The organism is Bacillus sp. FSL R5-0434 (assembly GCF_038004745.1).
GTDB classification, from domain to species: Bacteria; Bacillota; Bacilli; order Bacillales; family Bacillaceae; genus Bacillus; species Bacillus halotolerans.
Window position 1 is genome coordinate 2,656,693 of record NZ_JBBORV010000001.1, and the last position, 26,337, is coordinate 2,683,029.

31 protein-coding genes, 1 pseudogene and 1 other annotated feature are annotated in these 26,337 nt (G+C 44.7%); of the genes and pseudogenes, 6 read left to right on the forward strand and 26 right to left on the reverse strand.

The features are described 5' to 3' along the window. Nucleotides 1–36 precede the first annotated feature (36 nt). The 9 genes from yajC to iolG form a co-directional block, all read right to left on the reverse strand. Nucleotides 37–303 (reverse strand): preprotein translocase subunit YajC, encoded by a 267-nt coding sequence (yajC, locus tag NYE43_RS13730; protein ID WP_024122325.1) that lies wholly within the window; start codon nucleotides 301–303, stop codon nucleotides 37–39. Between the two features lie 47 nt (nucleotides 304–350). Further along, nucleotides 351–1,496, reverse strand: coding sequence for a tRNA guanosine(34) transglycosylase Tgt (gene tgt / locus NYE43_RS13735; RefSeq protein ID WP_024122326.1), 1,146 nt, complete (start codon nucleotides 1,494–1,496; stop codon nucleotides 351–353). 26 nt (nucleotides 1,497–1,522) lie between these two features. Further along, entirely contained in the window at nucleotides 1,523–2,551 is a 1,029-nt protein-coding gene (gene queA, locus NYE43_RS13740; protein ID WP_024122327.1) for a tRNA preQ1(34) S-adenosylmethionine ribosyltransferase-isomerase QueA, read from the reverse strand. Nucleotides 2,552–2,577: 26 nt separating this feature from the next. Beyond that, nucleotides 2,578–2,778 (reverse strand): DUF2905 domain-containing protein, encoded by a 201-nt coding sequence (locus NYE43_RS13745; protein WP_101861158.1) that lies wholly within the window; start codon nucleotides 2,776–2,778, stop codon nucleotides 2,578–2,580. Next, nucleotides 2,771–3,775 (reverse strand): Holliday junction branch migration DNA helicase RuvB, encoded by a 1,005-nt coding sequence (gene ruvB, locus NYE43_RS13750; RefSeq protein WP_101861159.1) that lies wholly within the window; start codon nucleotides 3,773–3,775, stop codon nucleotides 2,771–2,773. The genes NYE43_RS13745 and ruvB overlap by 8 nt, the downstream gene beginning before the upstream one ends. 10 nt (nucleotides 3,776–3,785) lie before the next feature. After that, nucleotides 3,786–4,391, reverse strand: a complete 606-nt coding sequence (gene ruvA / locus NYE43_RS13755; protein WP_024122330.1) for a Holliday junction branch migration protein RuvA — start codon at nucleotides 4,389–4,391, stop codon at nucleotides 3,786–3,788. 138 nt (nucleotides 4,392–4,529) lie between these two features. Continuing rightward, nucleotides 4,530–5,039 carry an intercompartmental signaling factor BofC gene (locus NYE43_RS13760; protein ID WP_024122331.1) on the reverse strand — a complete coding sequence of 170 codons (510 nt, stop codon included), beginning with the start codon at nucleotides 5,037–5,039 and terminating at the stop codon, nucleotides 4,530–4,532. Between the two features lie 47 nt (nucleotides 5,040–5,086). After that, nucleotides 5,087–6,394: an MFS transporter gene (locus tag NYE43_RS13765; RefSeq protein WP_185848760.1), complete on the reverse strand. Its 1,308-nt coding sequence runs from the start codon at nucleotides 6,392–6,394 to the stop codon at nucleotides 5,087–5,089. An 83-nt stretch (nucleotides 6,395–6,477) separates the two neighbouring features. Next, nucleotides 6,478–7,503: an inositol 2-dehydrogenase gene (gene iolG, locus NYE43_RS13770; protein WP_185848759.1), complete on the reverse strand. Its 1,026-nt coding sequence runs from the start codon at nucleotides 7,501–7,503 to the stop codon at nucleotides 6,478–6,480. A gap of 237 nt (nucleotides 7,504–7,740) precedes the next feature. On the opposite strand from iolG, the gene NYE43_RS13775 reads away from it, so the two are divergent. Further along, nucleotides 7,741–8,391, forward strand: coding sequence for a phosphotransferase (locus tag NYE43_RS13775; protein WP_024122334.1), 651 nt, complete (start codon nucleotides 7,741–7,743; stop codon nucleotides 8,389–8,391). A 41-nt stretch (nucleotides 8,392–8,432) separates the two neighbouring features. Here the strand turns inward: NYE43_RS13775 and NYE43_RS13780 are convergent, their stop codons facing one another. After that, complete coding sequence (locus tag NYE43_RS13780; RefSeq protein WP_024122335.1) at nucleotides 8,433–8,555, reverse strand: hypothetical protein; 123 nt, start codon at nucleotides 8,553–8,555, stop codon at nucleotides 8,433–8,435. A gap of 204 nt (nucleotides 8,556–8,759) precedes the next feature. Here NYE43_RS13780 and NYE43_RS13785 point away from each other — a divergent pair, with 204 nt between their 5' ends. Both NYE43_RS13785 and NYE43_RS13790 read left to right on the forward strand, forming a co-directional pair. Next, complete coding sequence (locus tag NYE43_RS13785) at nucleotides 8,760–9,086, forward strand: DUF5412 domain-containing protein (RefSeq protein ID WP_260627347.1); 327 nt, start codon at nucleotides 8,760–8,762, stop codon at nucleotides 9,084–9,086. A gap of 266 nt (nucleotides 9,087–9,352) precedes the next feature. After that, nucleotides 9,353–10,807 (forward strand): alanine/glycine:cation symporter family protein, encoded by a 1,455-nt coding sequence (locus tag NYE43_RS13790; RefSeq protein WP_185848757.1) that lies wholly within the window; start codon nucleotides 9,353–9,355, stop codon nucleotides 10,805–10,807. Between the two features lie 48 nt (nucleotides 10,808–10,855). Here NYE43_RS13790 and NYE43_RS13795 read toward each other — a convergent pair. The 6 genes and pseudogenes from NYE43_RS13795 to nadB all read right to left on the reverse strand — a co-directional run bounded on the left by NYE43_RS13795 (nucleotide 10,856) and on the right by nadB (nucleotide 17,223). Beyond that, nucleotides 10,856–11,574 (reverse strand): annotated as a pseudogene (locus NYE43_RS13795) (YebC/PmpR family DNA-binding transcriptional regulator). Between the two features lie 103 nt (nucleotides 11,575–11,677). Further along, nucleotides 11,678–12,289 carry a YhcN/YlaJ family sporulation lipoprotein gene (locus NYE43_RS13800; protein ID WP_024122340.1) on the reverse strand — a complete coding sequence of 204 codons (612 nt, stop codon included), beginning with the start codon at nucleotides 12,287–12,289 and terminating at the stop codon, nucleotides 11,678–11,680. A 146-nt stretch (nucleotides 12,290–12,435) separates the two neighbouring features. After that, entirely contained in the window at nucleotides 12,436–13,599 is a 1,164-nt protein-coding gene (gene safA / locus NYE43_RS13805) for a spore coat assembly protein SafA (protein WP_185848756.1), read from the reverse strand. A 115-nt stretch (nucleotides 13,600–13,714) separates the two neighbouring features. Next, on the reverse strand, nucleotides 13,715–14,818 hold the full coding sequence (gene nadA / locus NYE43_RS13810) for a quinolinate synthase NadA (RefSeq protein ID WP_185848755.1): 1,104 nt from the start codon (nucleotides 14,816–14,818) through the stop codon (nucleotides 13,715–13,717). Continuing rightward, nucleotides 14,805–15,674, reverse strand: a complete 870-nt coding sequence (gene nadC, locus NYE43_RS13815; protein ID WP_106020195.1) for a carboxylating nicotinate-nucleotide diphosphorylase — start codon at nucleotides 15,672–15,674, stop codon at nucleotides 14,805–14,807. The genes nadA and nadC overlap by 14 nt, the downstream gene beginning before the upstream one ends. Continuing rightward, complete coding sequence (gene nadB, locus NYE43_RS13820; protein ID WP_185848754.1) at nucleotides 15,628–17,223, reverse strand: L-aspartate oxidase; 1,596 nt, start codon at nucleotides 17,221–17,223, stop codon at nucleotides 15,628–15,630. Before nadB ends, nadC begins: the two co-directional genes overlap by 47 nt. A 102-nt stretch (nucleotides 17,224–17,325) precedes the next feature. Here nadB and NYE43_RS13825 point away from each other — a divergent pair, with 102 nt between their 5' ends. Together NYE43_RS13825 and NYE43_RS13830 are read left to right on the forward strand one after the other, a co-directional pair. Then, nucleotides 17,326–18,507: an IscS subfamily cysteine desulfurase gene (locus NYE43_RS13825; protein ID WP_024122345.1), complete on the forward strand. Its 1,182-nt coding sequence runs from the start codon at nucleotides 17,326–17,328 to the stop codon at nucleotides 18,505–18,507. Next, nucleotides 18,473–19,015, forward strand: a complete 543-nt coding sequence (locus tag NYE43_RS13830) for a transcription repressor NadR (protein WP_095714293.1) — start codon at nucleotides 18,473–18,475, stop codon at nucleotides 19,013–19,015. The genes NYE43_RS13825 and NYE43_RS13830 overlap by 35 nt, the downstream gene beginning before the upstream one ends. Nucleotides 19,016–19,036: 21 nt before the next feature. Here NYE43_RS13830 and pheA read toward each other — a convergent pair whose 3' ends face one another. From pheA to NYE43_RS13850, 4 genes are read right to left on the reverse strand one after another with little or no spacing between them, the layout of a single operon-like run. Further along, a complete protein-coding gene (gene pheA / locus NYE43_RS13835; protein WP_024122347.1) occupies nucleotides 19,037–19,894 on the reverse strand; it encodes a prephenate dehydratase in 858 nt (285 codons plus the stop codon). Nucleotides 19,895–19,911: 17 nt separating this feature from the next. Beyond that, nucleotides 19,912–20,355: a transcriptional regulator ThrR gene (gene thrR, locus NYE43_RS13840; RefSeq protein WP_010335153.1), complete on the reverse strand. Its 444-nt coding sequence runs from the start codon at nucleotides 20,353–20,355 to the stop codon at nucleotides 19,912–19,914. 54 nt (nucleotides 20,356–20,409) lie between these two features. Further along, a complete protein-coding gene (obgE, locus tag NYE43_RS13845) occupies nucleotides 20,410–21,696 on the reverse strand; it encodes a GTPase ObgE (RefSeq protein WP_024122348.1) in 1,287 nt (428 codons plus the stop codon). Nucleotides 21,697–21,730: 34 nt separating this feature from the next. Beyond that, entirely contained in the window at nucleotides 21,731–22,309 is a 579-nt protein-coding gene (locus NYE43_RS13850) for a sporulation initiation phosphotransferase B (RefSeq protein WP_095714292.1), read from the reverse strand. A 77-nt stretch (nucleotides 22,310–22,386) separates the two neighbouring features. Here NYE43_RS13850 and NYE43_RS13855 point away from each other — a divergent pair, with 77 nt between their 5' ends. Further along, nucleotides 22,387–22,509 (forward strand): hypothetical protein, encoded by a 123-nt coding sequence (locus NYE43_RS13855; RefSeq protein ID WP_125825434.1) that lies wholly within the window; start codon nucleotides 22,387–22,389, stop codon nucleotides 22,507–22,509. Between the two features lie 119 nt (nucleotides 22,510–22,628). Here the strand turns inward: NYE43_RS13855 and rpmA are convergent, their stop codons facing one another. The 6 genes from rpmA to minD form a co-directional block, all read right to left on the reverse strand. Then, nucleotides 22,629–22,913, reverse strand: coding sequence for a 50S ribosomal protein L27 (rpmA, locus tag NYE43_RS13860; protein ID WP_003222623.1), 285 nt, complete (start codon nucleotides 22,911–22,913; stop codon nucleotides 22,629–22,631). 12 nt (nucleotides 22,914–22,925) lie between these two features. Further along, nucleotides 22,926–23,267, reverse strand: a complete 342-nt coding sequence (locus tag NYE43_RS13865) for a ribosomal-processing cysteine protease Prp (RefSeq protein ID WP_024122350.1) — start codon at nucleotides 23,265–23,267, stop codon at nucleotides 22,926–22,928. A 2-nt stretch (nucleotides 23,268–23,269) separates the two neighbouring features. Beyond that, a complete protein-coding gene (gene rplU / locus NYE43_RS13870) occupies nucleotides 23,270–23,578 on the reverse strand; it encodes a 50S ribosomal protein L21 (RefSeq protein WP_003222620.1) in 309 nt (102 codons plus the stop codon). 13 nt (nucleotides 23,579–23,591) lie between these two features. Then, nucleotides 23,592–23,669: a sequence feature (ribosomal protein L21 leader region), on the reverse strand. A 57-nt stretch (nucleotides 23,670–23,726) separates the two neighbouring features. Next, a complete protein-coding gene (locus NYE43_RS13875; RefSeq protein WP_095714291.1) occupies nucleotides 23,727–24,593 on the reverse strand; it encodes a M50 family metallopeptidase in 867 nt (288 codons plus the stop codon). Continuing rightward, complete coding sequence (locus tag NYE43_RS13880; RefSeq protein WP_101861169.1) at nucleotides 24,586–25,380, reverse strand: M23 family metallopeptidase; 795 nt, start codon at nucleotides 25,378–25,380, stop codon at nucleotides 24,586–24,588. Before NYE43_RS13880 ends, NYE43_RS13875 begins: the two co-directional genes overlap by 8 nt. A gap of 149 nt (nucleotides 25,381–25,529) precedes the next feature. After that, on the reverse strand, nucleotides 25,530–26,336 hold the full coding sequence (gene minD / locus NYE43_RS13885) for a septum site-determining protein MinD (RefSeq protein ID WP_185848753.1): 807 nt from the start codon (nucleotides 26,334–26,336) through the stop codon (nucleotides 25,530–25,532). Nucleotide 26,337 lies beyond the last annotated feature (1 nt).

The window sequence follows — 26,337 nt, forward strand, 5'->3', positions numbered from 1 at the left end:
CGCTCTTTTTTGTTTGCTATGTATGAACTCCTGCTGTTATTCAGCAGCAGAAGTTTCTCTGATCGCGCGGCGGTCGAAAGTAAGACGTGTGTTATCACCAGTCTTAATGACGACTTTGCTTTCGTCGATAGAGTCAACTGTACCGTGCAATCCACCGATTGTCACGACTGAATCGCCTTTTTTCAGTTCCTCCTGCATTCGACGCACAGCTTTTTGCTGCTTCTGCTGCGGACGGATCAGCAAGAAATAAAGAACCGCAAACATTAAAATAATAGGAACTAATGTACCTAAAGTACCTGTCATCTTTTTCCCCCCTTTCTGAAACAAACTTGCCATTATGGCTTTTTATATTAGAAGCTTTTCGCATTTGGCTTGTTATAGCCGTAACGCTCAAAGAACTCTTCTCTGAAATCACCCAGACGATCCTCGCGAATAGCCTGTCTTACCTGCTCCATTAAGTGTAACAGAAAATGAAGGTTATGGTAAGTTGTTAATCGGAGTCCAAACGTTTCATTGCAGCGAATCAAGTGTCTGATATACGCCCGTGTGTAATTTTTACATGTGTAGCAATCACACTCTTCATCAATCGGACGGAAGTCTCTCTCAAATTTTGCGTTTTTCATATTGAGCCGTCCTTCAGCAGTAAACACCGTGCCGTTCCGTGCAATACGGGTAGGCAGCACACAGTCAAACATGTCTACTCCGCGGATCGCTCCGTCAATCAGAGCATCCGGAGAACCGACTCCCATCAGATACCTCGGCTTATCCTTCGGTAAAAGCGGTGTCGTAAATTCAAGCACCCGGTTCATAACGTCTTTCGGTTCACCAACGGACAATCCACCTATAGCATATCCCGGAAAATCAAGGGAAATCAAGTCTTTCGCGCTTTGTGTACGCAAATCTTCGTATTCTCCCCCCTGAACAATACCAAACAGGCCTTGCTCGTCCTGCCGGGCATGGGCATTCAGACATCGTTCAGCCCAGCGGCTTGTCCGCTCAACTGACCGTTTCATGTAATCGTATTCTGCCGGATATGGCGGGCATTCGTCAAATGCCATCATAATATCAGAGCCGAGTGCGTTTTGGATCTCCATCGCTTTTTCCGGAGATAAAAACAGCTTATCTCCATTTAAGTGATTGCGGAAGTGAACGCCCTCTTCCTCTATATTACGAAACTTGCTTAATGAAAAGACCTGAAAACCGCCGGAATCTGTTAAAATTGCGCGGTCCCAGTTCATAAATTTATGGAGTCCGCCCGCTTCTTTTACAATATCCTGTCCCGGGCGAAGCCATAGGTGATATGTGTTGCTTAATATGATGCCCGCGTCCATTGCCTTCAGCTCTTCAGGCGCCATTGTTTTAACTGTCGCCAGTGTGCCGACCGGCATAAAAACAGGCGTTTCAAAGGAGCCGTGGGGAGTATGCACTCTGCCCAGGCGCGCCCCTGTTTGTTTGCATTCTTTTATAAATTCATAGCGTATTGGTTGTTCAGCCACTTTTTATGAGGCCTCCTGTTCTCAATTTATATAATCAGCATTGCGTCGCCGAAGCTGAAGAAACGGTATTCTTCTTCAACCGCATGGTTATACGCACGCAGAACGTTTTCTCTGCCTGCAAGCGCACTGACCAGCATAATCAATGATGATTTCGGCAAGTGAAAGTTTGTAATCATTCCGTCAATGGCTTTGAATTCATAGCCCGGATAAATAAAAATAGATGTCCATCCGCTTGATGCTTTAAATCGCCCATCATGTTCACCGGCAATCGTTTCAAGCGTGCGGGTTGAGGTCGTGCCGACAGAAATAATCCGTCCGCCCTTTTCCCTTACGCTGTTTAAAGCCGCGGCCGTTTCTTCTGACATTTGATAGAACTCTGCATGCATATTATGCTCTTCCACTTCATCGGCACTGACCGGACGAAACGTTCCGAGACCGACATGCAGTGTGATGAACTCAATCTGAACACCTTTGTCCTTCAGCTGCTGTAAAATGTCTTCCGTGAAATGAAGTCCGGCTGTAGGCGCAGCGGCAGATCCGATTTCTTTTGAAAACACAGTTTGGTAGCGCTCTCTGTCATCAAGCTGTTCCTTAATATATGGCGGAAGCGGCATTTCTCCGAGTGATTCCAGCACCTCGTAAAAAATACCGTCGTATTGGAACTCAACTTTTCTGCCGCCATGCTCCAGCTCTTCCGTGCAGACAGCTTTTAATCTGCCGTCCCCAAATGTTACAACGGTTCCTTTTTTTACCCGTTTTGCCGGTTTGACGAGCGTTTCCCACCTGTCACCGGCTTCCTGTTTCAGCAAAAGCAGTTCTACTTTTGCCCCCGTATCCTCTTTTGTTCCAAATAACCGGGCAGGCAAAACGCGGGTATTGTTCAGCACGAGACAATCCCCTTCTTTAAAGAAACTGATGATCTGTTTAAACGAGCTGTCTGTCAGCTCTCCTGTATGTTTATCAAGCACCATCAGCCTTGAAGCGTCACGCTGTTCCAATGGCACCTGTGCAATTAAACGTTCCGGAAGTTCAAAATCAAATAAATCAACTTTCATAATTTCACCTTTATTCTAGTCTTTTGTTATTTCATTCTGCCGAAAAGATTAAGCAAGATTGATAATACCACACTTATGATAATACAAGTGACAGCCGGGAAGAAAAACGTCACATTTCCTTTTTTCACAAAAATATCTCCCGGCATCTTGCCGACAAAATGCAAAACCGCTCCGATAATAAGCAAAACAGCACCAAGAATCATAATGATCTTCGGAAATTCAGTCATATCGGGGAGCCTCCATTTGAAAATGATGATAAACGGCCGGTGTGACGATCCTTCCCCGCGGCGTTCTCTGGATAAAACCGATTTGCAGAAGATACGGTTCGTATACATCTTCAATCGTATGCGCTTCTTCGCCGATTGTGGCTGAAATCGTATCAAGCCCCACCGGACCGCCGTTAAATTTTTCGATCATTCCCATCAGCAGCTTGTGATCAATGTGATCCAAGCCGAGACGGTCGACTTGAAGCCGCTCCAAAGCGTCCTGAGAAACCTCTTCTGTAATCCGGCTGTCGCCTAACACCTGTGCAAAATCCCGGACCCTTCTCAGCAGGCGGTTGGCCACCCGCGGCGTTCCTCTTGATCTTCTGGCAATCTCAAGCGCTGACGGCTGATCAATTTCAACCTCAAACACATCAGCCGTTCTCGTAACAATATCAGCAAGCTCTTCTTGTGTATAATACTCAAGCCGCGACATGACGCCGAATCGATCTCTTAACGGCGCCGTCAAAAGCCCTACTCTTGTCGTGGCGCCGACCAGTGTAAAAGGCGGAAGATCAAGACGGACTGAACGGGCAGAAGGCCCTTTTCCAATGACAATATCAAGACAAAAATCTTCCATTGCCGGATAAAGCACCTCTTCAATCGATCTGTGCAGCCTATGTATCTCATCGATAAATAATACATCCCCCGGCTCGAGCGCCGTTAAGATCGCAGCCAAATCACCCGGCCTTTCAATCGCAGGTCCCGAAGTCGTCCGCAACTCCACTCCCATTTCGTTGGCAACGATGGAAGCAAGCGTCGTTTTTCCAAGCCCTGGCGGACCGTATAAAAGAACATGATCAAGCGTTTCCTGTCTCATTTTTGCGGCATCTATAAAAACACGCAAATTCTCTTTTACCTTATGCTGCCCGATGTATTGAACCAGGCGCTGAGGCCTCAGGCTTTGCTCTATCACTGATTCATGGTTGTCTGCTTCACTTGAGACGAGCCGTTCATCCATGAACATCACCTTACTTCAATAGTTTTTGTAATGCTTTTTTTACGTACTGGTCTGTTGTCAGACCAATATCCTCTTTTAAGTGAGGAAGTACCTTTTTGATTTCTTTTTCGGCATAACCAAGTACCCTGAGGGCCTCGAGTGCTTCTTCAAGCGCCGTTTCTGCCGTTTGTTTTTCAAGTCTTTCTTCATGATTGAACAGATTTTCAATCATTTCAGGCACGACGTCAGCCAGCTTTCCTTTTAAATCAAGGATAATCTGGCGGGCAGTTTTTTTGCCGACACCCGGAAACTTGACTAAAAAGGCTTCATCTTCATTTTCAATTGCTTGAATGACCGCTCCCGGGTCACCTGATCCCAAAATGGCGAGTGCCCCTTTTGGACCGATTCCGGTCACATTTAACAGCTTTGTAAAGAGCGCTTTTTCCTCCCTTGTTGAAAAGCCGTATAGTAAAAACGCATCTTCTCTTACATGATGGTACGTAAAAATGGTTTCTTGACTTCTCTCCTTATATATAAACGGATTTGGCGTAAAAATCTGATAGCCGATGCCGCCGTTTTCTATCACAATATATTGGGGAGATACATAATCAATCGTCCCTTTAACAAATTCGATCACGAAAATTCACCTCTTTGACTGTTCTTCATTGTACCATAAAAACAGCCAAAGGCTTAAAGAAAAGTTAACATATGTTCGCTTCTCATTCATTGTTCCACGAAAAAAAAGACATGAGCACATGTCTTCAATCAGCAGTGGTCACCCGCTGTACGTCTTGATATGTTCTATGACATCTTCAAACTCCGCTTTCGTCCGAAACGGAATGCCTTTTTCGAGATTTTTTTGCATATGGCTCTCCAGTCTTTCTAAGTCAATTTGAAAAAAAGATTGAATCGGTTCAGAATCCGACTCCGGCCGTCCATGAAAGGTGGAAATTACTCCGCTGTCAGAAACGCCGATATACCCATTCACCTTGCTGAGCGGAGAAATATCGTCCACCTGCTTCCGAAATAGAACGTACCCATTTTTATGTTCGACAAGCGTCCATCCCGCATAATCCGCCCAAAAGTCATCCATGGAAAGCACCTTTTCACGCTTATGCTCGATGCTGACCTCTCCATCCAAATACACTTTTTCAAGCTGCACATGCACTTGCAGCGGTTCATAGTGTTCCACTTCCGCCCCTGACGCGCGGGGAGCACCCATTAGAAAAGCTGCGGCTGAGCATAAAATCCCCAGCAACAGATACGCAGTGCTAAATCGTTTCACCCTTTACACCTCTTTGCACACGTTTATGACTAGTCTGACCAAAGAGGCTACTGCTTAACCGTTTCCTCAAAATTTGTTTGCACATTTTTCCTGACAAACCGTTCCTCTGGATACATATCGGCGTGCCGTTCTGAAATCGTCAGAAATTGTGTCAGGAAAGCACTGAGAAAATATAATGCTGCAAAAATCCATATCACGCCGCCTGCGCCGAGCGGGCCGATAAAAAGGCTCACGATGCCGGGAGCAATAAAAGCGCACAGACCCGACCCCAGATTTAACACAGACATGGCAGCACCTTTGTTATCAGGCGCAAGCGTCGGCAAAAGCGCGCTTAATGGAACATATCCGGCCAGTGCCGCACCGTAGCAGCAGGCAATGATCATCAGCACCCAGTACTGATGCCCGATCAATTGCGGCGTGTAATAGAGCGCCAGTGTAAAAATGCCGCAGCCGACTCCGCCAAACCACATGACAGTATTGCGCCAGCCCAGTTTATCTCCGACCGCGCCGAAAATGATGTTAAATACAATGTTGACAAAAAACAGCGTCCCCCAAATTTGCAGCCATTCTGAAACAGAATAGCCGTAACGCGCCAAATAGGTCGGAAGAAATATCGCAAATCCGAATTGTCCGATAGCATTTATTGTCTTGACTACGCCGCCGATGCCGACTTTAGGATTTTCAAACATAATTGTAAACGCCTTCGACAGCTCTTTCCATTTCGGCTGATCTTGTTTTTGTACAGGCATAAATTTATCTTTATTAAAAAACAGTGCGAGAACTCCGCCTGCTGCCACAAATAGTAAAGCGCTCCAAAGCGTATTGATTTCTCCAATCGCCGGAACCGCATAGCTCGAATAAAACGGTCCAAGCACGTTCAGGCCGCACGTAAACATAAACCAAAACCAGCCGACGGCTTTACCAAGGATTTGCTGAGAGGTGCTGTATGATACCCATACAAGAAACGAGTATGCAAACAGCGGGTATCCCAAGCCCCTGAGCGCGTAGCTGCCCAAGAGAGCCGGATAGTACATATGAGGAATCGCCCAGCCGATAAAAGCAACCGAACCGAGGATAAAAGCAAGTAAACCGACCGTCATCGTCTTTCTTGGCCCCCAAGTCTGGACAAAGGTTCCTGATAGCCAAGCCGAAATCGTGACAGCAATGCCATACACCGTAAACAGCGAAGCAGATTGCTGCATACTGAGACCGTGATCAACAAGAAAAGGAGACAGCCATCCTTGCTCAAGTCCGTCTCCAACCATAAAGATGACCACACCAATATAACCCCAAATCATGTGAGAAGGAATACCGATTTTGTTTAAAGCATTTCCTTTAGCATGTGCTGTATTCATGATTTCCACCGCCTACTTTTTATAAAGTATCAATGGAATGTATATACCCAAGCTTGCTGTATTGTAATCCCTTTATCTGAATATTAAAAAACAATTTTTTCAGTATGTTCAATGCTGACAGGCATGCCTAAAGCGAGCGACTGCTGAGCCGCCCTTGCTATTCGTTCCGCCTGAAAGCCGTCCTCGCCGGTGGAGGCAGTCTCCCGATTGGTTTTGATCGCATCTGCAAACTGAAGAATCTCTTCTGTGTAGGCTTCCTTATAGCGTTCAAGAAAAAAGAAATGCGGTTTATCCTTCATGACAAAGTCAGCCGTTGACACTTCTACCGTCGTCGGCCTGCTGTTATCCGCTGCTGCCGAGCCTTTCGTGCCGAAAACCTCGACCCGCTGGTCATATCCGTACACAGCTTGACGGCTGTTGTCTATCACACCCATGGCACCGTTTGCAAATGTCAAGGTAATGACAGCCGTATCAATGTCCCCCAGCTCTGCAAAGGACGGATTCACCAAAGCCGCTCCTTTTGCATACACTTCCGTCACTTCACTTCCCATGATGTATCTCGCCATATCAAAATCGTGAATCGACATATCGATAAATAAGCCGCCTGATGTGCGGACATAATCAACATTCGGGGGTTCAGGGTCCCGTGACGTAATTTTTAATAAATGAGGCGGGCCGATTTCACCATTTGAGACAATGGTTTTGATTTTCTTAAAATGAGGGTCGAAACGGCGGTTAAATCCGACTTGCAGCTTAACCCCATGTTTCCGCACGGCCGCAAGTGCCTCCTTCGTTTCATCAGGAGAAAAACTGATTGGTTTTTCACAAAAAATATGTTTTTTCGCCTCGGCTGCTTCTCTGATGATTTGCGCATGTGTGTTTGTTGGCGAACAGATAAAAACAGCGTCAATATCAGGATCAAGCAATAAATCTCTATAGTCAGCGGTTATGTATTCAATGTGGTGACTGGCGGCCCAATCCTGTAAACAGCTTGCAGAAATATCAGAAACCGCTTTTATTTTCATATGAGGAATCCGATGTATATTTTGAACATGAAGTTTGCCGATGCGCCCTGCACCGATAATTCCTGTCACCATCTGTTTCGTCATAGCGTGTTCCCCCTTGATAGTTTACGAAAGCGCTTTATTTCAAATTAATAGTATCCCATTTGTAAGCGCTTTTCAAGGAGTGGAATAAACGTTTTCATGTCTCTTTTATCACAATCAAAGCTTATAGGTAGCCTTCTTTCCCAAGACCAGATACACTATATTTAGGCTCTTTTTCCTGAACAGTTTTGGATTTTCCTATAAACAACTGCATAAAATAGAGCAAAGAAGGTGAATGAAATGCTGACAAAAGCAGAGGCACTGGCCCATTCAGTCATATACCGCCAAAACAGCAGATTTGATAAAGTCAAAGAGAAACCCGAGGAATTAACATTGATCGGCAAGGGACGAAGCGCCTATGTGTTTGCCATAACAGAAGGTGACCGGAAAATGGCGCTGAAGGTATTTTTTCCGGAGTATCAAGCGACAGCCGTCAAAGAAGCAGCGATTTATGAAAAATTAGCCGGATCCGCATTCTACCCTGACATTTATGAAACTGGTGATTCATTTATTTTAATGGAATATATTAAAGGCGATACCTTTTACAACTGCCTGAAAAAAGGCATCGCAATCAGCGACGATATGATTCAGCAGGTAGAGGACGCACTTTCTGACGCCCGTGCAGCTGGCCTCAACCCGTCAGACATTCATTTGCGCAATCTGATTCTGACAGAATCCGGAGCAGTGCGGGTCATTGATGTTGCGAGATTTGAACAGACGAAAACGTGCACGCAGTGGGACGATTTAAAAACGGCGTATCATACGCTTTATAAAAAGCCGATTTTCCCGAAAAAAATCCCGGGCTTTTGGCTTGAGGTTATTGCTTTTTTATATAAAAAAGATTGGTTTCAGAAGCACTTTGCACAACGGAAAAGAAAATATTCTTCATAGAAAAGGCAGCCGCATAAGCGGCTGCCTTTATCATTTTATTTTTACTTTCTGACAGCAGAAATCAATTTCATTTGTTCAGGCGACAGCTTGATGCGATATCCTCTCACACTCAAATAAACCGCGTCTGAGTTCTTTTCGCTGGAATGACAATATGTGTTTTCCATTTCTGTCTCCCCCACCCTTTATCTATTTTCCTTTATCATACCTTCACTTTATTGAGGAAATTTTAAAGAAATGTAAAGATCGTATAAAATCCGCGATATGATAAAATGAGAGAAAAAAAGGGAGAGAGTCACATCAAAACACGCAGTAAAGTCCCTCTTATTATATTCTCATGTCTTCTGTTCTTCGGCGGTGCCGTTTATTGGATGTTTTTTTCACTCAAAAACGTTCCGAAAGGCAGCCTCGTACAATCAGTGGAATCACCGGACGGAAGCTATACGCTAAACACTTATGTATCCAAAAATACCTTAGGCTCAGATGCCGCCAGAGGCGAACTCGTGAATGAAAAAACACTTGTCAAAAAAACAATCTACTGGAATTATCCTGACAGCAGACCAGCTGTTAAATGGTTGAACAACAATACAGTAAAAATCGGCGGCCAGACTTTACATCTTGATATCGATGAAACTTATGATTGGCGAAAGGATGATCATTGGATTCGTGAGGAACCGCCGCAAGCATCAGTGAGATGAGATAATGAAATATCCTTCTCGTTTTGCTTTTTATATACGCAATCAGCTTGGCTATTTATTTCTCAAAGACTGTTTCACAATTGGTGTCCACATGCCTTTATAAACAGAAGCGCGGCGTACTTCATACGCTGCGCTTTTTTTCACCCCATTCTCCCCTCTCATGATCATTACACGTTATATAATGTGACAGAATAATTGTAAAAATAGTTCAATTAACCCAAAATCCTCTTTATAAAGCAATCGAAACAACGTGAGGAGGAAGCTTGATGGCAGATTTTGTTGCTAGTTTAAACGCGGTCTTATGGAGTACACCCGTCATTTATATTTTATTAGGAATTGGATTGATCTTTTCTATTGTGACCCGTTTTTTACAAGTCAGACACATCAAGGAAATGATTGTGCTGATGTTTCAAGGCAAGAGCTCAGAGGCAGGGGTATCTTCGTTTCAAGCATTATCAATCGCTCTGTCCGGCAGGGTGGGGACCGGAAACATTGCAGGTGTGGCAACAGCAATTGCGTTCGGCGGACCCGGGGCGGTGTTCTGGATGTGGGCCATTGCTTTTATCGGTGCTTCGAGCGCCTTTGTTGAATCTACTCTTGCCCAAATTTATAAAGTGAAACAAGGCGGCCAATATCGAGGCGGACCCGCTTATTATATAGAAAAAGGATTAGGCATTAAGTGGTTTGCTGTTTTATTTGCGGCTGCGGCCCTTATTGCAATGGCTCTCCTTATGCCAGGGGTCCAGTCCAACTCCATTGCAGCGGGCGTCCAAAATGCATTCGGCATCTCTCCTGCCATTACTGGCTGTTTTCTTGTTCTCTTATTAGGTTTTATCATTTTCGGAGGTGTAAAACGTATCGCCAGTGCCGCACAAATGATTGTCCCGTTTATGGCAGTCGGATACATTCTGCTCTCTCTGATCATCATTGTGATGAATATTTCTGAACTGCCTGCTGTCATTTCTTTGATTTTCAGAAGCGCTTTTGCATTAGATTCCGCATTCGGCGGTCTCATCGGCATGGCCATTTCATGGGGCGTCAAACGAGGCATTTATTCAAACGAAGCCGGACAAGGAACAGGCCCTCATCCTGCTGCCGCCGCAGAGGTATCTCATCCGGTAAAGCAAGGATTGGTTCAGGCATTTTCTGTTTATATCGACACTTTATTTGTATGTTCCGCTACAGCATTCATGATTTTATTTACCGGTATGTACAATACACAGGCTGCCGACGGTTCATTTATTGTCAATCACCTGAAAGGTGTAGAAGCTGGACCGGGCTTCACTCAGGCCGCCATTGACAGTGTGCTGCCCGGCTTTGGTGCAGGCTTTGTCGCTATCGCTTTGTTCTTCTTCGCTTTTACAACCATTATGGCTTATTACTACATCGCTGAAACAAATATCGCATATTTAGCGAGAGGCAGAGAAAGCAAGTGGGCAATGCTGGGCTTAAAACTGATCATTTTAGCCGCGACATTCTACGGTGCTGTCAAAACCGCTACACTTGCTTGGGCATTAGGTGACGCGGGACTTGGCATTATGGTTTGGCTGAACGTCATTGCCATTGTTTTGCTCGCCAAGCCGGCGCTTATTGCGTTAAAGGATTATGAGCAACAGAAGAAACAAGGCTTAGACCCAGTCTTTGATCCTAAAGCTCTCGGCATCAAAAACGCTGATTTCTGGGAGAAAGAATACACACACGAAAATGAGCGCGTCTCTTAAGATGAAAAAAGACCGGCCTGAGATCACTTCGCGCCGGTCATTTTTATCTTACTGGTAATTTGTATACACTGCCTGAACATCATCATCGTCTTCAAGCGCATCGATCAATTTTTCCAGTTTTTCAACAGCCTCATCATCAGCCTCTGCATATGTTTTCGGAATCATGGTTACTTCAGCTGAATCAACTGGATAATTTGCTTCAAGTGCTGTTTTTACCTCTTCAAAACGTTCAGGCGCGTTAATACCTCAAAGAATTCATCCTCTGTCTGCAGCTCTTCGCCGCCCGCTTCTATGACATCAAGCATCAAGTCATCCTCTTCTATTTGCCGATGTGTGCGGTCAATTGCAATGTACCCCTTCCGTTCAAACAAAAATGCTACACATCCGCTTTCTCCGAGACTTCCGCCGTTTTTATTGAAAGCTGTCCGCACATTTGTCGCCGTACGGTTTTTATTATCAGTTAAGCACTCCACCATGACGGCAACCCCTGAGGGACCGTAGCCTTCATAGGTGATTTCCTCGTAGCTGCTGCCGTCCTGGCTTCCTGCGGCTTTTTTTAGGGCACGGTCTATATTATCATTTGGCATATTGGCGCCTTTTGCTTTTTCAATCACAAGCCGCAATGCTGAATTTGCTTCAGGATCGGCTCCGCCTTGCTTTGCTGCCACATAGATTTCTTTAGCAAGCTTCATAAATACTTTTTCGCGCTTTGCGTCTTGCGCATTTTTTCTTTTTTGGATGTTTTTCCACTTAGAATGGCCAGCCATGCTTTCACCTTCCTTGATATTTCTATGTACACTTTAATGGGTATTGCAAGCCGTTGTAAAGAAAAAGACCGCCGGGAATCACTCTCCGGCAGCCTTCTTAGTCCTAGCGTCTGTTCATTTTATGAAGTCTTGTGAACAGTCCTTTATCTGTAGATACTTGAACGTCACGGCCATCCGCATAGTTTCGTGCGGCTTTTTTGACATTTTGCCTGTCAGACTGTGTAAAATCAGCGTGGCTTCTGACTGCGATGACTACTTTGTCATCCGTTACCATCACTTGTGTGTCGTTGACGTTTTTGACTTGTTTCACACGATTGGCGATTTTTGCGGCAAGTCTTCTGTTCTCTTGGTTGTCATACCCGTTGTTGTTCGTCCCATTTCGGTTCATGTTTCTGTTATTTGTGTTGTTATATGTTCCGTCAGTTGCCAATGGGACGCGATCATCTGCAGTAACACGGTCGTTTACATTGGTTGTGTTTCGGTCACGGCCGTTCTGGCCGTTCTGGTCCTCCATCAATTCAGAGACCGGACCGTCGTGATCCATCCCGTCTCCCTGTCTGTCAGCATCATTCTCATTTGTATAATATCCGATTGGACGGGTATTGCCGTTATTACCGTTATTACGCGTATCATTAAGGGCATCATTATTTGCGCCGCATGCTGTTAATCCGGCTGTCATCAAAATGAGGCCTGCAATTGTTAACTTTCTACCCAATGGAAAAACCCCCCGAGGACTGATTGAGCATGTTGTGCTCGTTTTTATCATGTGCATCAGGGAGATATGTTAAGCGTGTCAGTTATGACCATTCGACGATTGTAAGACAATATAAAAAAAGGAACGATTTACATCGTCCCGAACAATCATTCACTTTCTTCTTCCGGGCGTCCAAACATCTGGTTTGTTGAAGGCTGATTTGGCATGGAAGTTCCGGCTGCATACGGATTCGGATTTGCTCCTCCGTAAGGCATATAAGGAGTTCCATATGCTCCTCCCTGATATCCAGGTGCTGAGAAGTATGGCTGCTGATCATCGTCACACCCGCAATCATCATGATCCTTAAATGGCGGCATATAACCATGCGCCATATTTGGCTGATAAGCACCCATCACTTGAGGAGCGCCATAATAAGGACCATATGGCATATGCCCATAAGGAGATCCATAAGCCGGCGATGCATATTGAGGCGCGCCGTGCGAAGGCTGATATCCGTAATGCCCGTGATGGCTGTTTTCATGATGCTGGTTATCATATTCACCCGGATCATATTGCGAAGGTGATACAAAACCTGGCTGGTAGCCATAAGGCTGATGCATCGGAAATGCATGTGCAGGATAGTATGGGTAGCACAGGCCGGATCCAGGGAGAATCGGTGAGATAGGAACCGGACATGGCACAAAATGGGCTGGATACGGATAGTATGGCTGAACTGCCGGCATATTCGGAACAGTGTGGTGGATGTTTTCTTCTTCCATACCGCCTACATCTGGCGCTTTAGGCGTATTAGGCATATTCGGATAATTTGCATTCTCCATATTACTCATTGCCTCCTGTTGTGGAAATTGATCTTGCATGTCATACATATGATCTATATTTCCGTCATGATGCTTTTTAGGCTCCTCCGGTTTAGGAGGCGACCAAGGCTGAAAAAGCTGATTCATATCATAATAATCGTTCACATCAGCTTCAGGATACACATTATCATGCAAATTCGGCATCGGCGGGACAAAAGGAACAGACTGCTTTTCTTTCGGTTTTGTGTCTTCTACGTCGACAACGGATTTAGGCTTCTCCTTAGAAAATGGGTGTTCTTGCTTCTCATCCCCGACTGCCGCCGGACTTTTGCCCGCTTTTATCTCTTTTCTGACTGGAACACCTCCAGACGGCACTTTTATTTTCATCCCAGGCATGATTAAATCTGGATTGCTGAGCTGCGTATTGAGTTTTTTTACTTCCTCAACATCAACTCCGTATTTTTCAGCTATTTTCCAGAGTGAATCGCCTTTTTGAACGATATGGATTTTCAACGTTTTCCCCTCCTATGCAAAACGTGAACAGTTCAGTTGTGATTACAATATGTTTCTTCACAACATATGCCTGATCGAAAGAAATTATGAGTACAGGAGGGGAAATATTTCTGGTTTACGTGATGGAAAGCATTCGATTCAGCGCAAGAAGGGCATCGTCCTGAATGACTTTCGGCACTTTGATCACGCCTGCTGGTTCTCCTTTTTCTATTTGTTCTAAAGACCAGAGCAAGTGCGGGAGGTCAATTCGATTCATCGTCAGACATGGACACATATCCGGATTGAGTGATTCGATCTGTTTGTCGGAATGCTCTTGAATCAGTCGCTGAACAAGATTCATTTCTGTACCGATTGCCCATTTGCTTCCCGGCTGAGCGTGGCTGATTGTATCAATAATATATTTCGTTGATCCGCTGTCGTCGCTTTGCATTACGACTTCATGGGAGCATTCAGGATGAACAATGATCCGGATGTCAGAATCTCGTTCTCTCAAATCATTTATGTTTTTGACGGTGAATTTTTCATGTACAGAGCAGTGGCCTTTCCAAAGAATAACCTTGATATCGTTTTGTTCTGCCTCGTTCTCTAATTGCTCTTGAATCGGGTCCCAGACAGCCATGTCCTCAAGCGGTATACCCAGTTCATAAGCGGTGTTCCTTCCTAAATGCTGATCAGGCAGAAATAAAATGCGTTTTTTCTGTGTAAACGCCCATTCAAGCACTTTTTTGGCATTGGATGAGGTTACAGTCGCTCCGCCGTGCTTTCCGACAAATGCCTTGATCTCCGCTGTAGAATTCACATAGGTTAATGGTATGATCGTGTCGCCGAATATATGCTGAAGTTTCTCCCACGCCCTGTTCGTCTGCTGCATGTCAGCCATATCAGCCATAGAACAGCCCGCTCTCATATCTGGCAGGATGACCGTTTGGTCCGTACCTGTCAGCATATCAGCGGTCTCTGCCATAAAATGTACGCCGCAAAATACAATATATTCCGCATCCTTATTTTTTTCCGCCATTTGGGCAAGCTGGAGTGAATCGCCCGTTTGGTCAGCAAATTGAATTACTTCATCCTTTTGGTAATGATGGCCTGGAATAAACAACCTGCTCCCGAACTTTTCCTTAATCGCTGCAACACGTCTCTCCATCTCTTTCATTGACAGCCCTTTATAATGATCAGGCATCATTTCAAATTGTTTGATTGCATCAAGAATTGACATAACCGCATTCCTCCACTGACTGATTTGTTAACGCTACATCCATGCTGATATCTAAGCTTCTGACCGAATGAGTCAGAAATCCTAAGGAAATATAATTCACACCCGTCCCTCTAAAAGCGGGCAGAGATTCTAATGTAATTCCTCCGGAAGCTTCGGTTTTAATGTGATCCGGTGTGATATTTGCAAAATGGCGGACAGTGTCAGGCGGGCAATTGTCAAACATAATGACATCAGCTTCAGCAAGAATGGCTTCTCTGAGCTGCTCCTCAGATTCAATTTCCACTTCAATATTCACCATGTGCCCTGCTGCCTGCCGCGCTTTTTCACACGCCTTTACAATGGAACCGCAAGCTGCAATATGATTATCTTTGATCATGATTCCGTCGTACAGGCCGAATCGATGGTTATATCCTCCTCCGACCCTGACCGCATATTTTTCGAGCATTCTTAACCCCGGCGTCGTTTTCCTTGTGTCACAAACCTTAATCTGTTCATCATCAAGCCGTTCAACAGCCTGCCTTGTCATCGTCGCAATACCCGACAGCCTTTGAATAAGATTTAATACTACCCTCTCTCCAGAAAGAAGAGCAGCGGCCGGCCCGCGTAAGACGGCAATCACATCACCCTTTCGCAAATGATCTCCATCTTTTTTGTGTAAAAACGTCTGAACCTTTTCATCTAATAAAGCAAAGCCTTCCTTAATCACCGCAGCTCCGGCGAAAATGCCGTCTGACTTTGCAACAATTGAGGCCTCACAGTTCTGTCCTTCAAAGATGGACTGTGATGTAAGATCTCCCGTTCCTATATCCTCATGAAAAAAGTGATTCAGCAATTTTTTCAGCTGCAAATGATTCATTTTTCCAAATCCCTTCGTTTTTTCTCATTTTGGTTCCCTTTTTTGTATGGACAATTTGTCTGCCTTGCCAGCCTGCATCAGCCTGAGGAACATCAACTCGAAAATGCGCCCCCCTGCTTTCTTCCCGCAATAGAGCAGACGAAGTCATCAGCTTTGCGACCTGCCACAAGTGAGAAAGCTCCAGCTGCGGAATTGTGATATCCTTCACATTTATCTTCTGAGATGGGAGCCCATAAAGCCAATTGCTCATCTCAATCAGTCTGTCTTTTTCTCTTACTATGGACATGTCGCTTGTCATTCTGTTTTGCAGTTCAGAAAGCTTAATATTCGGCACCTCATAAACACCGCTGGTTTCACCGTTGAATTGACTATACCTGTTATCAACCGGTTTTCTCATGATATGTTCTGCTGCTCTTTTACCAAATACAAGTGCCTCCAGCAAGGAATTGCTCGCAAGACGATTGGCTCCGTGTAAGCCGGTGCATGCAGTTTCCCCTATCGCGTAAAGCCCGGGCACAGTTGTTTCTCCCCACCGATTGACTGAAACGCCTCCCATTAAGAAATGCATTCCCGGCGCAACAGGTATTTTTCTTTTACGAATATCAACCCCTGCCTTTTCGCAAATAGAGGTGATTGTGGGAAAACGCACTTCGAAGTCAGAAATAGCGCTGCAATCAATATACACACGTTTTCCTTTTGCTATTTCTTCATGAATCACCCGCGAGACGACGTCCCGTGGTGCTAAATCCTCCAGCGGATGCCGTCCGGCCATAATACGGCGGCCGTTTTGGTCTGTTATAAAACCGCCCTCACCTCTGACTGCCTCTGAAACAAGCCCACACGAGACGCCATTTTTGACGAGAAGTGTAGGATGAAACTGGGTAAACTCTAAATCAGTTAATTCCGCTCCGGCCCGGTAAGCAAGTGAAAGACCATCACCCGTGACAGATGGATCGTTCGTATGGTGCTGAAACAAGCTTCCGCATCCGCCAGCTGCCAGCACAACCTCATCCGCATGCCGCAAATTGATCCGGCCGCGGCCGTCTTTCGTCACTACACCGGCACAGCGCCCATTCTTCATCAGCAATTCAACCGCTGTTTCATTCTCGATGACTTCGATTTGGCTATTGATTTGTTTCAGCAAGTAATCAATGAGCATGCTGCCTGTAGCGTCTCCGCCCGCATGAAAAATGCGGTTGCGCGTATGGGCTCCTTCCCTGCCGAGGCTGACTTTGCCTTGTTTATCCCGGTCAAATGGAAAGTCATTCTCCAGAAAGTTCTCAATGATGGTTTTTCCATCAAGTAAAACGTCTGATACGATGTTTTGATCGTTATGTCCGCAGCCTGCATATAACGTATCCTCCATATGAGACGCAATCGAGTCATCTTTTGCATAAGCCGCCGCAATTCCGCCCTGTGCATGTCTTGAATTGCTGTTTTTTGTGCTTTTTTTCGTGATGACAGTCACCTGGTATGATGGCGGAAGTGCAGAAGCCAGGGCAAGTGCCGCCGCTCCTGAACCAATAACCGCAATCGCCTTTATAGACATATGCCACCTCCTGTTGTTTACACCTGTCTTGACACCTATATTTACACAACGATAAAATAAACTCAAGAGTTTTTTATGAAGAACATATGGAGGAAAGACCGGATGATTTATTTAGATTATGCAGCAACCACACCAATTTGCGAGGAAGCACTGGACGTATTTCAGAAGCTCAGCATTGATATGTACGGGAATGCCAGCAGCTTGCATGACGCTGGGGGAAAAGCAAAGCATATACTGGAGTACTGCCGGGGGAAAATAGCTGACATAATCGGCGGAGAAACAGGCGGTATATATTTTACAAGCGGCGGCACTGAATCCAATTTTCTTGCCATTCAATCATTGTTAAACGGCCTGCCAAAAACAAAAAGACATTTTATTACGACTGCCATGGAACATCAATCAATCCATAACTGTGCTGCTTTACTGCAGAATCTTGGCTTTGACGTGACAATCATTAAGCCTAATGAGTACGGACTTATTACCGAGGAAATATTGGCAGCTCATATTCGCCCGGACACAGGCCTGGTTTCTATTCAGCATGCCAATTCAGAAACAGGAATTATTCAGCCCATTAAACACCTGTCATCGTATCTTCACAACAGGCAAATTCTTCTTCATTGTGATGCGGTACAAACATTCGGCAAACTGCCCATCCATACTGAAGAAATGGGGGTGGATGCTCTCTCTATTTCCAGTCATAAAATTCACGGCCCTAAAGGAGTCGGAGCTGTCTATATTCGGCCGGACGTCAATTGGAAACCGGTGTACCCTGACACCGTTCATGAGAATGGGTTTCGAGCAGGCACGATAAACGTACCGGGTATCGGAGCCTTTACAGCGGCAGCGGAGCTGATCGTAAGTGAAATGGAAAGTCAGATATCCCATAATCAAATGTTAAGACAATACTTTTTAGAACAAATCCGTATTCGGTCTCTCCCTGTAACCCTTGCGGCAGATGGTGCAAACACAGAATGTCTGCCCCATATTATCGGGTGTTTTTTTGGCTCATTTGAAGGACAATATGTTATGTTAGAATGTAATCGGAATAATATTTGCATTTCAACGGGCAGCGCTTGTTCTGCAGGTTATCACGGGCCGTCTGAAACGATGAAAGCGTTAAGAAAAACAGAACAGGAAGCCCTGCAATTTATCCGCATCTCTTTCGGAAAAAACACAACAACTGAACAGCTGGATATGTTATTACATACGTTTACAGCGCTTTTGGAACAAAGGAAAGGAGAATATCATATTGACCGAAGAATTAAAGCTCTTGGGCGCCAATAGGCGTGAGCAGCTTCTTTTGTGGCTGAAGGAATCCACATCGCCGCTGACAGGAGGAGAGCTCGCAAAAAAAGCAAATGTTTCGAGACAGGTGATCGTTCAGGATATCTCGCTTTTAAAAGCGAGAAACGAGCCGATTATCGCCACAAGCCAAGGCTATGTCTATCTGGACGCCGCCGCTCAGAAGCATCAGCAGGCAGAAAGAATCATAGCGTGTCTGCACGGGCCTGAACGGACAGAAGAAGAATTGCAGCTCATCGTGGATGAAGGGGTAACTGTAAAAGACGTAAAAATTGAGCACCCTGTATACGGAGATTTAACTGCAGCGATCCAAGTCGGCACGCGAAAAGAAGTCGAACATTTCATCAAAAAGATCAATTCCACAAATGCCGCCTATTTATCACAGCTGACAGATGGTGTGCATCTTCATACACTGACAGCACCCGATGAACATCGCATCGATCAAGCCTGTCAAGCACTCGAAGAAGCCGGTATTTTGATTGAAGACTAAAAAAAGCCCTAATAGGGCTTTTTATAATTGATAAGATTGATATGTACCAAGCAGCTTTACTTTGCATCCGAGCGCTTCAAGCTCCTGCATAGCCCCAGGGATTAATACTTCATCAAACGCCTGTTCAATATCAATAATAAAGAAATAATTCCCTAACCCGGTTTTGGTCGGACGGGATTCGATTTTTGACAGGTTTAAGTTTCTCCAAGAAAAAGCAGACAGCACTCTATGCAGCGCTCCGGACTGATCATCCTGCGGAAGCATCACCATCAGTGTTGTTTTTGGTCTTGAATTCAATTTTGAATTCACTTCAAAGGTTATATTTTCATCAGGAGACAGAATGACAAATCGCGTATGATTGTCTCTATAATCCTGTATATCCCGTTTTACGATTTTTAATTCGTATGTAGAAGCCGCCATTTCATTGGCAATCACCCCGATATTCAGCTCGGGATGGTCACTGACAAACTTTGCCGCCGCTCCGGTTGAATTGGCATATTCATACGGCACGGAAGAAAAATGCCGATGGAGAAATTTATGGCACTGCGCAATCGCATGTGAGTGAGAATAAATTTTGTCTAGATCTTTCCACGCATTTTCTCTGGAAGGATGAACGAGTAAGTGCTGATGAATCGGTAATGTCATTTCACCTACGATGGGCAGAGGCTGTTCATGTATTAAATAGTCTATTGTTAAATTTACTGATCCTTCTAATGCGTTCTCTAAAGGAACAAAAGCAAAATCAACCTCACCTGCGACTGCCGCATCTATACATTCCGGTATCGTGCGGTAAGCAACATGCTCGGCGCCATTTTGGAAACAAGAACTGACTGCTAGATGTGTGAATGTAGCTGCTGGACCTAAATAACCGACTTTCATGACAATATTCTCTCCCCTTACGCTCCTGAACCTAATATTTCAACCTTTTCTACAAAGTCAAACTTTCTCATCTTGTTCATTAATGTATGAATATCCTCTTCCATTGCAGATGTACTGATAGACAGCGTTACGTTTGCTCTCCCTTGAAGCGGGATGGTCTGGTGAATGGAAAGAACGTTGCTTCCAGAGTCAGCCACCGCCTGAAGGAGCTGAGATAACGCCCCGGAGCGATCCTCTAAATGAAAGAAAAGTGTGATAATTTGCTCTTTAACCATTGTATAAAAAGGAAAAACGGCATCTCTGTATTTATAAAATGCACTTCTGCTTAAATCCACCTTTTGAACGGCATCTGCCACTGATTCTGCTTTTTTTCGATCCAGCAGTTTTTTGACTTCCAATGTTTTTCTCATCGCATCAGGCAACACATCTTCACGGACAAGATAAAACGTCTCCTCTTTCACTTGCATCCCCCCTTTTGAAAATAGAGAGCCTGATATCCAGGCTCTCACCCATCATTAATCAATAAATTCAAATTCGAATTCAAGAAGTCTGATAATGTCTCCGTCTTTGGCCCCGCGTTCTCTGAGTGCTTCATCAACACCCATTCCCCGCATCTGTCTTGCAAATCGTTTAACAGATTCATCACGTGAGAAATCAGTCATCTTGAATAACCGCTCAAGACTGTCTCCTGAAAGCACAAAGACTCCGTCAGGATCTCGCGTAATGCTGAATGGCACTTCTTCATTCTCCATCGTGTACATAACACGGTTTTGCGTAAGCTCTTCCTCGTCATACAGCGGGAATTCCGGAGTGTTTTCCAGCTGATTGGCAACTTCATACAGAAGCTCGCGAAGACCTTCTCTTGTCACTGCACTGACCGGGAACACCGGATAATCATCCGTCAGCTTTTCTTTAAACCCTTCAAGATTTTCCGCCGCCTGCGGCATGTCCATTTTATTTGCGACAATAATTTGCGGGCGCTCAGTGAGACGCAAATTGTACTCGCTCAATTCCTGATTAATTGTCACATAATCCTCATACGGATCGCGGCCTTCCAAGCCGGACATATCAATGACATGAACGATAACACGGGTCCGCTCAATATGGCGCAAAAATTGGTGGCCAAGCCCGACGCCTTGATGAGCCCCTTCAATCAGTCCAGGCAAATCGGCTATAACGAAGCTCCGTCCATCATCTGTTTCGACCATGCCAAGATTCGGAACAAGTGTCGTAAAATGATAATCCGCAATTTTCGGTTTTGCAGATGAAACGACGGACAACAAAGTCGATTTCCCTACACTTGGGAACCCGACAAGCCCGACGTCTGCAAGCACTTTTAATTCAAGAACAACATAGCGTTCTTTTCCCGGTTCACCGTTTTCTGAGAGCTGAGGTGCGGGGTTCGCCGGTGTGGCAAAGCGTGAGTTCCCTCTTCCGCCTCTTCCGCCCCTTGCGATGACAGCCTGCTGTCCATGTTCGGTTAAATCGGCAATGACCTGTTTTGTATCATCGTCTGTCACAACAGTGCCAGGCGGAACTTTAATGACCATATCATCAGCATTTCGTCCGTGCTGGTTTTTTGACATGCCATGCTCGCCGCGAATCGCTTTAAAGTGTTTTTTATATCTAAAATCCATAAGAGTACGGAGACCTTCGTCCACTTCAAAAACGACGTCTCCTCCTTTTCCGCCGTCGCCGCCGGCAGGGCCGCCTTTCGGCACATATTTTTCACGGCGAAACGCAACCATCCCGTTGCCTCCGTCGCCGCCTTTTACATACACTTTCACCTGATCTACAAACATAATGTCCTCCGTTCTAAACCGTTAAAAAACTCCGCTAGTTCAACCCAATTTCAATCAGACATTCGTGACTTGTGATCTCAAAACGCATGATATCAAAGTCCTCATATCCATTTTGCCGAAAATCGTCAAAGGCAGATATATTGGCAAAAGTGCCGTGAAAATCAAGGTACAGAATCAGCTGTCTGTCAGGATGATCGGTTTGAAGCGAAACGGTTAAATGATTTTCACTGCCTCTAGTGACTGCTTGTTCAAACAGATCAAACAGCTTTCTCATCAGTTTCGCCAATTTTTGATCATAAGCTGACAAATCCTTAATTTCCCCGAGAACTTCATATTCAAGTGTCATACATTGGGCTTTCCAATTAAACGTAAGAAAATCAAACGCTAAATGCGGTGTTTTCAGGTTTGAGAGCTTTGATTCGTGCTTAGCGTCTATCACCATTTCTTCAATGATTTCAAAGACGCGGTCATACTTCTGCAAGCTTAAGTTTCCTTTAATTAGCTGCAGCTTATTCATCCAATCATGCCGGGAATGGCCAAGAAGATGAATCAGTTCATTTGTTAAAGCCGTATCGCTTATATTTTCTTCTTGATTTTTTGAAACATCCTTCATTTTCGCACTCCCAATCATTTGATTTCTTATTTAGGAGTCTGTATAAGTGTGTATTATGAATTATAACAGAGAAGGCTTTGATAGAAAAACAATTGTTTTTCCCAGAAATATCATGTTCCTTTTTTCTGGCTTCGGTTGATTTTCAGCCAGGCAGAACATTTTATGTATTACTGCTTGGGGAACATATCCAGTGGGTTTGAGACATTCGTTCTCATTCTTGGCGGGGTCTGCTCGCACATACTCTGCATAACATTCTTGATGCTTACTCCGCATATTGCAAAAAAAACTCCAGTCATCATCGACCGGAGTTTTTGAATCATTATTGAGCTACAGGATATACGCTCACTTTTTTGCGGTCACGGCCGAAACGTTCGAATTTAACAGTTCCGTCGATTTTCGCAAAAAGAGTGTCATCTCCGCCGCGGCCCACGTTTTCACCTGGGTAAATTTTTGTTCCGCGTTGACGGTAAAGGATAGAACCGCCTGTTACGAATTGACCGTCAGCACGTTTAGCACCTAAACGTTTAGCCTCAGAGTCACGTCCGTTCTTTGTAGAACCTACTCCTTTTTTAGAAGCGAAAAACTGAAGATCTAATCTAAGCATGTAGCTCACCTCCTATATTATGTTTGTGGTCACACGCAAGTGATCTTTATAATCCCGCTCAATTGTCTCTAACGAAACAATCATGCCTTCGATCAGCAACTGAGCTTTTTGGCGCGCCTCCGGATCAAGAGATTCAGGGAATTCAAAGTAGAAATAACCCCCGTCTTCTCCTATATCAAGAAGCGGCTCGAAGCCCGCCAGCGCGATGACCGCGTTAACGGATCCAAACACAACGGCTGTTACTCCGGCACAAACGAGATCTTGTCCATGTTCAGCAAAGTCGGCGTGGCCCGTCATTTCAAAAGACAATAAGCTTTTGTCAGTACGGGACCGTCTGATTGTTGCCTGAATCATGCTTACGCGTTGATTTTTTCGATCGTCACTTTAGTGTAAGGCTGACGATGACCTTGTTTTTTATGAACGTTTTTCTTTGCTTTGTATCTGAAAACAGTGATTTTTTTCGCGCGGCCTTGTTTTTCAACTTTAGCCGTTACTGTTGCGCCTTCAACTGTAGGGTTGCCGACTTTCACATTGTCTCCGCCAACAAACAAAACGTCTTCAAAAGTAACTGTTTCACCTGCTTCAGCAGCAAGTTTCTCGATGTAAACAGTTTGGCCTTCTTCAACTTTAATTTGTTTACCGCCTGTTTTAATGATTGCGTACATTCTCTGCACCTCCTATTAGACTAAGACTCGCCAGATACCAGGGGGCTGTAAAACAACTCTTAACACCTGTACTGAGCGGTTGTAGCATTGGTGCTACATCCATAACATTAAAAAATATATCAGAATACAAGGCGTTTGTCAATCGATTTTAATAAGGGAGCAGCAGCTCTTCCATGGAGGAATTTGTCCGTTTATCAGCAAAGTAGGCATGCAGCACTTCATTCTCATCCAGCTGGCTTAGCTTCTCGCCGGATTTTTCTATAATAATGGGATGCTTGCAGCCTCGTTTGAATTCCGCCATGACATGATAGACTTTGTCCTCAGCATTAACGGTAAGCGGTAGCAATTTTTCAAGCTCACGGTTTTTCCCATAATATCTTTCCAGGAGAAACCTCACATGGATGTAGTGTCTTTGCCTGTACTCCTCAAACAGAGAAACAGCCAGAAAGACAAACAAAACCCATGCGCTGATTTGCAGAGGAACCGCAAATAAAACCCAGCATGCGAGAAGCAGGCAGCACACAAGTGAAGTCTTCAGATTCAGCCGGTGCGCTTTTTGAAAAGACAGATGCTTTGAAAAAATTAAAAATAACAGCTTGCCGCCATCAAGCGGCCAAATCGGCAGCAGATTCACAAATAAAATAGATAGATTATAAAATGTAAACAGTTCAAAGGTCTGCTGATCAATTATTGAGAGGCCTGCAATCATCCAAGCCGCAAGCTGAAGCCAAATGTGCTGAAGAGGTCCGGCAATAATAACCGCAAACTCTTCCTTTAACGGCCGATTTCCGTGCTCTTCCACTTCAACTGTTCCTCCAAATGGCAGCAAAAAAACACGCTTGATTCTCCAAGAAAAAAACACGGCCAGAGCGGCATGCCCCAGCTCATGGATCAGAACAATCACAAGCAAACACAGCAATGCTTTCATATGCCCTGTAATCAGCCCCAGCGCCACGATAATCCAAAGAAAAGGATGAACATGAATTTTCAAGATGAGGTCAAGCCATTTATTCAAATGAGATCACCTGAATCGGATCAATAAATTTGTCGCCGTCTTTCATGGCAAAATAATAGAGCCCTTTGTTATGATCATCGAGTTTAATCGAACCGAGCTTTTTTCCTTTATCTACAAAATCATATAAAGCGACATCCACGTCTTTCAGTTCGCCATAAATGCTGTAGGTATTGTCAGCATGCTGCACTTTCACTGTCAGCCCCGTCTCACCGTCTTTACTGACTTCAACAACATAGCCTTCTTTTATACAATCGATTGTATCACTGCTTGTTTCGACTTTAATGCCTTCCCCGTTGTCCTGAAAATCCTGCTGAACTTTACCAGATGCGGGTGCGACGAGATCCTGACCCACTTCAACCTGCTGTTCCTTATTTTTCTTTTCAGGAGCGAGAAATGCAAGCGGGCTGCCAAATTTCGTTTCAAACCAATGGCTTGCTGAAGCAAATTGAAATTCTGTTTCGAAGGTTTGTGCAACGACCGGCTTGATCTGGCTGACGGGTCCAATATTTGTTTTATAGGCTATGGCAGAAACAAGAACAAGGCAGGCCGATAGAAGACATTTCAGAATAATTGAGTCTGTTTTCACCAAAGGGTGTCTTCCGCTGAAATTCGAATTGCCATCCTCATACACCGGGAGGGTTCCATGTTTTTCCTGATCAGACATCATGACCCAGGACGGCGTTTTTTGCTTTTCGGAACCTGTCTGAGTAGGGAAACGTTTTGAGCCGGAAACCTGTTTCCTTCTTTTCTCTAATCGTTTTCTGATTTCATCTGCTCTGTGACTCATTGCCATCATCCTTTGCATTCGTTGGGTTTGTACATCATATGTCTTGTCCACGGCAATTATTCGATTTACCTTCAGCACAGAGCAGTCAGAAACAAAAAAACCTGACACAGCATTTGCTTTGTCAGATTCTTCTCTTTTATTCTATGAAATTATGATCTTACTCCGAAAAATGACTTAATCTTAGCCATCATTCCCTTGTTTTGCTCTTCAAGCACCTGCAAAGGAACAGATTCGCCTAAAATGCGGCGGGCAATATTGCGATATGCGATGGAGGCGCGATTTTTAGGGTCCATTGCAATCGGTTCGCCATGGTTAGATGCCTTAATCACTTCATCATCATCGGCAACGATACCGAGCAAATCAATCGACAAATGCTGAACGATTTCATCGATATCCATCGTGTCACCGTTTTTCATCAGGTGATTTCTGATTCTGTTTACGATGAGCCGCGGCGGTTCAATATTTTCTTCTTGTTCCAAAAGCCCTATAATGCGATCAGCATCTCGCACAGCTGAAATTTCAGGCGTTGTGACCACTACCGCCTTGTCAGCCCCGGAAACGGCGTTTTTGTATCCTTGCTCAATTCCTGCGGGGCAGTCTATGATGACATAATCAAATTCCTGCTTGAGCTCTTGGACCATAGTTTTAATTTGTTCAGGAGCAACAGCCGTTTTATCGCTCGTTTGAGCAGCGGGCATTAAATAGAGCAAATCATCAAAACGTTTATCCTTTACGAGCGCCTGATGCATTTTACATCTGCCCTCTACAACGTCTACGAGATCATAAATAATTCTATTTTCAAGACCCATTACTACATCCAGGTTGCGCAGTCCTATATCAGTATCTACTAAACATACACGCTTCCCTAAAATGGCTAAGGCGGTACCGAGGTTAGCAGATGTTGTTGTTTTACCTACTCCGCCTTTTCCCGAAGTTATTACGATAGCCTCACCCAAT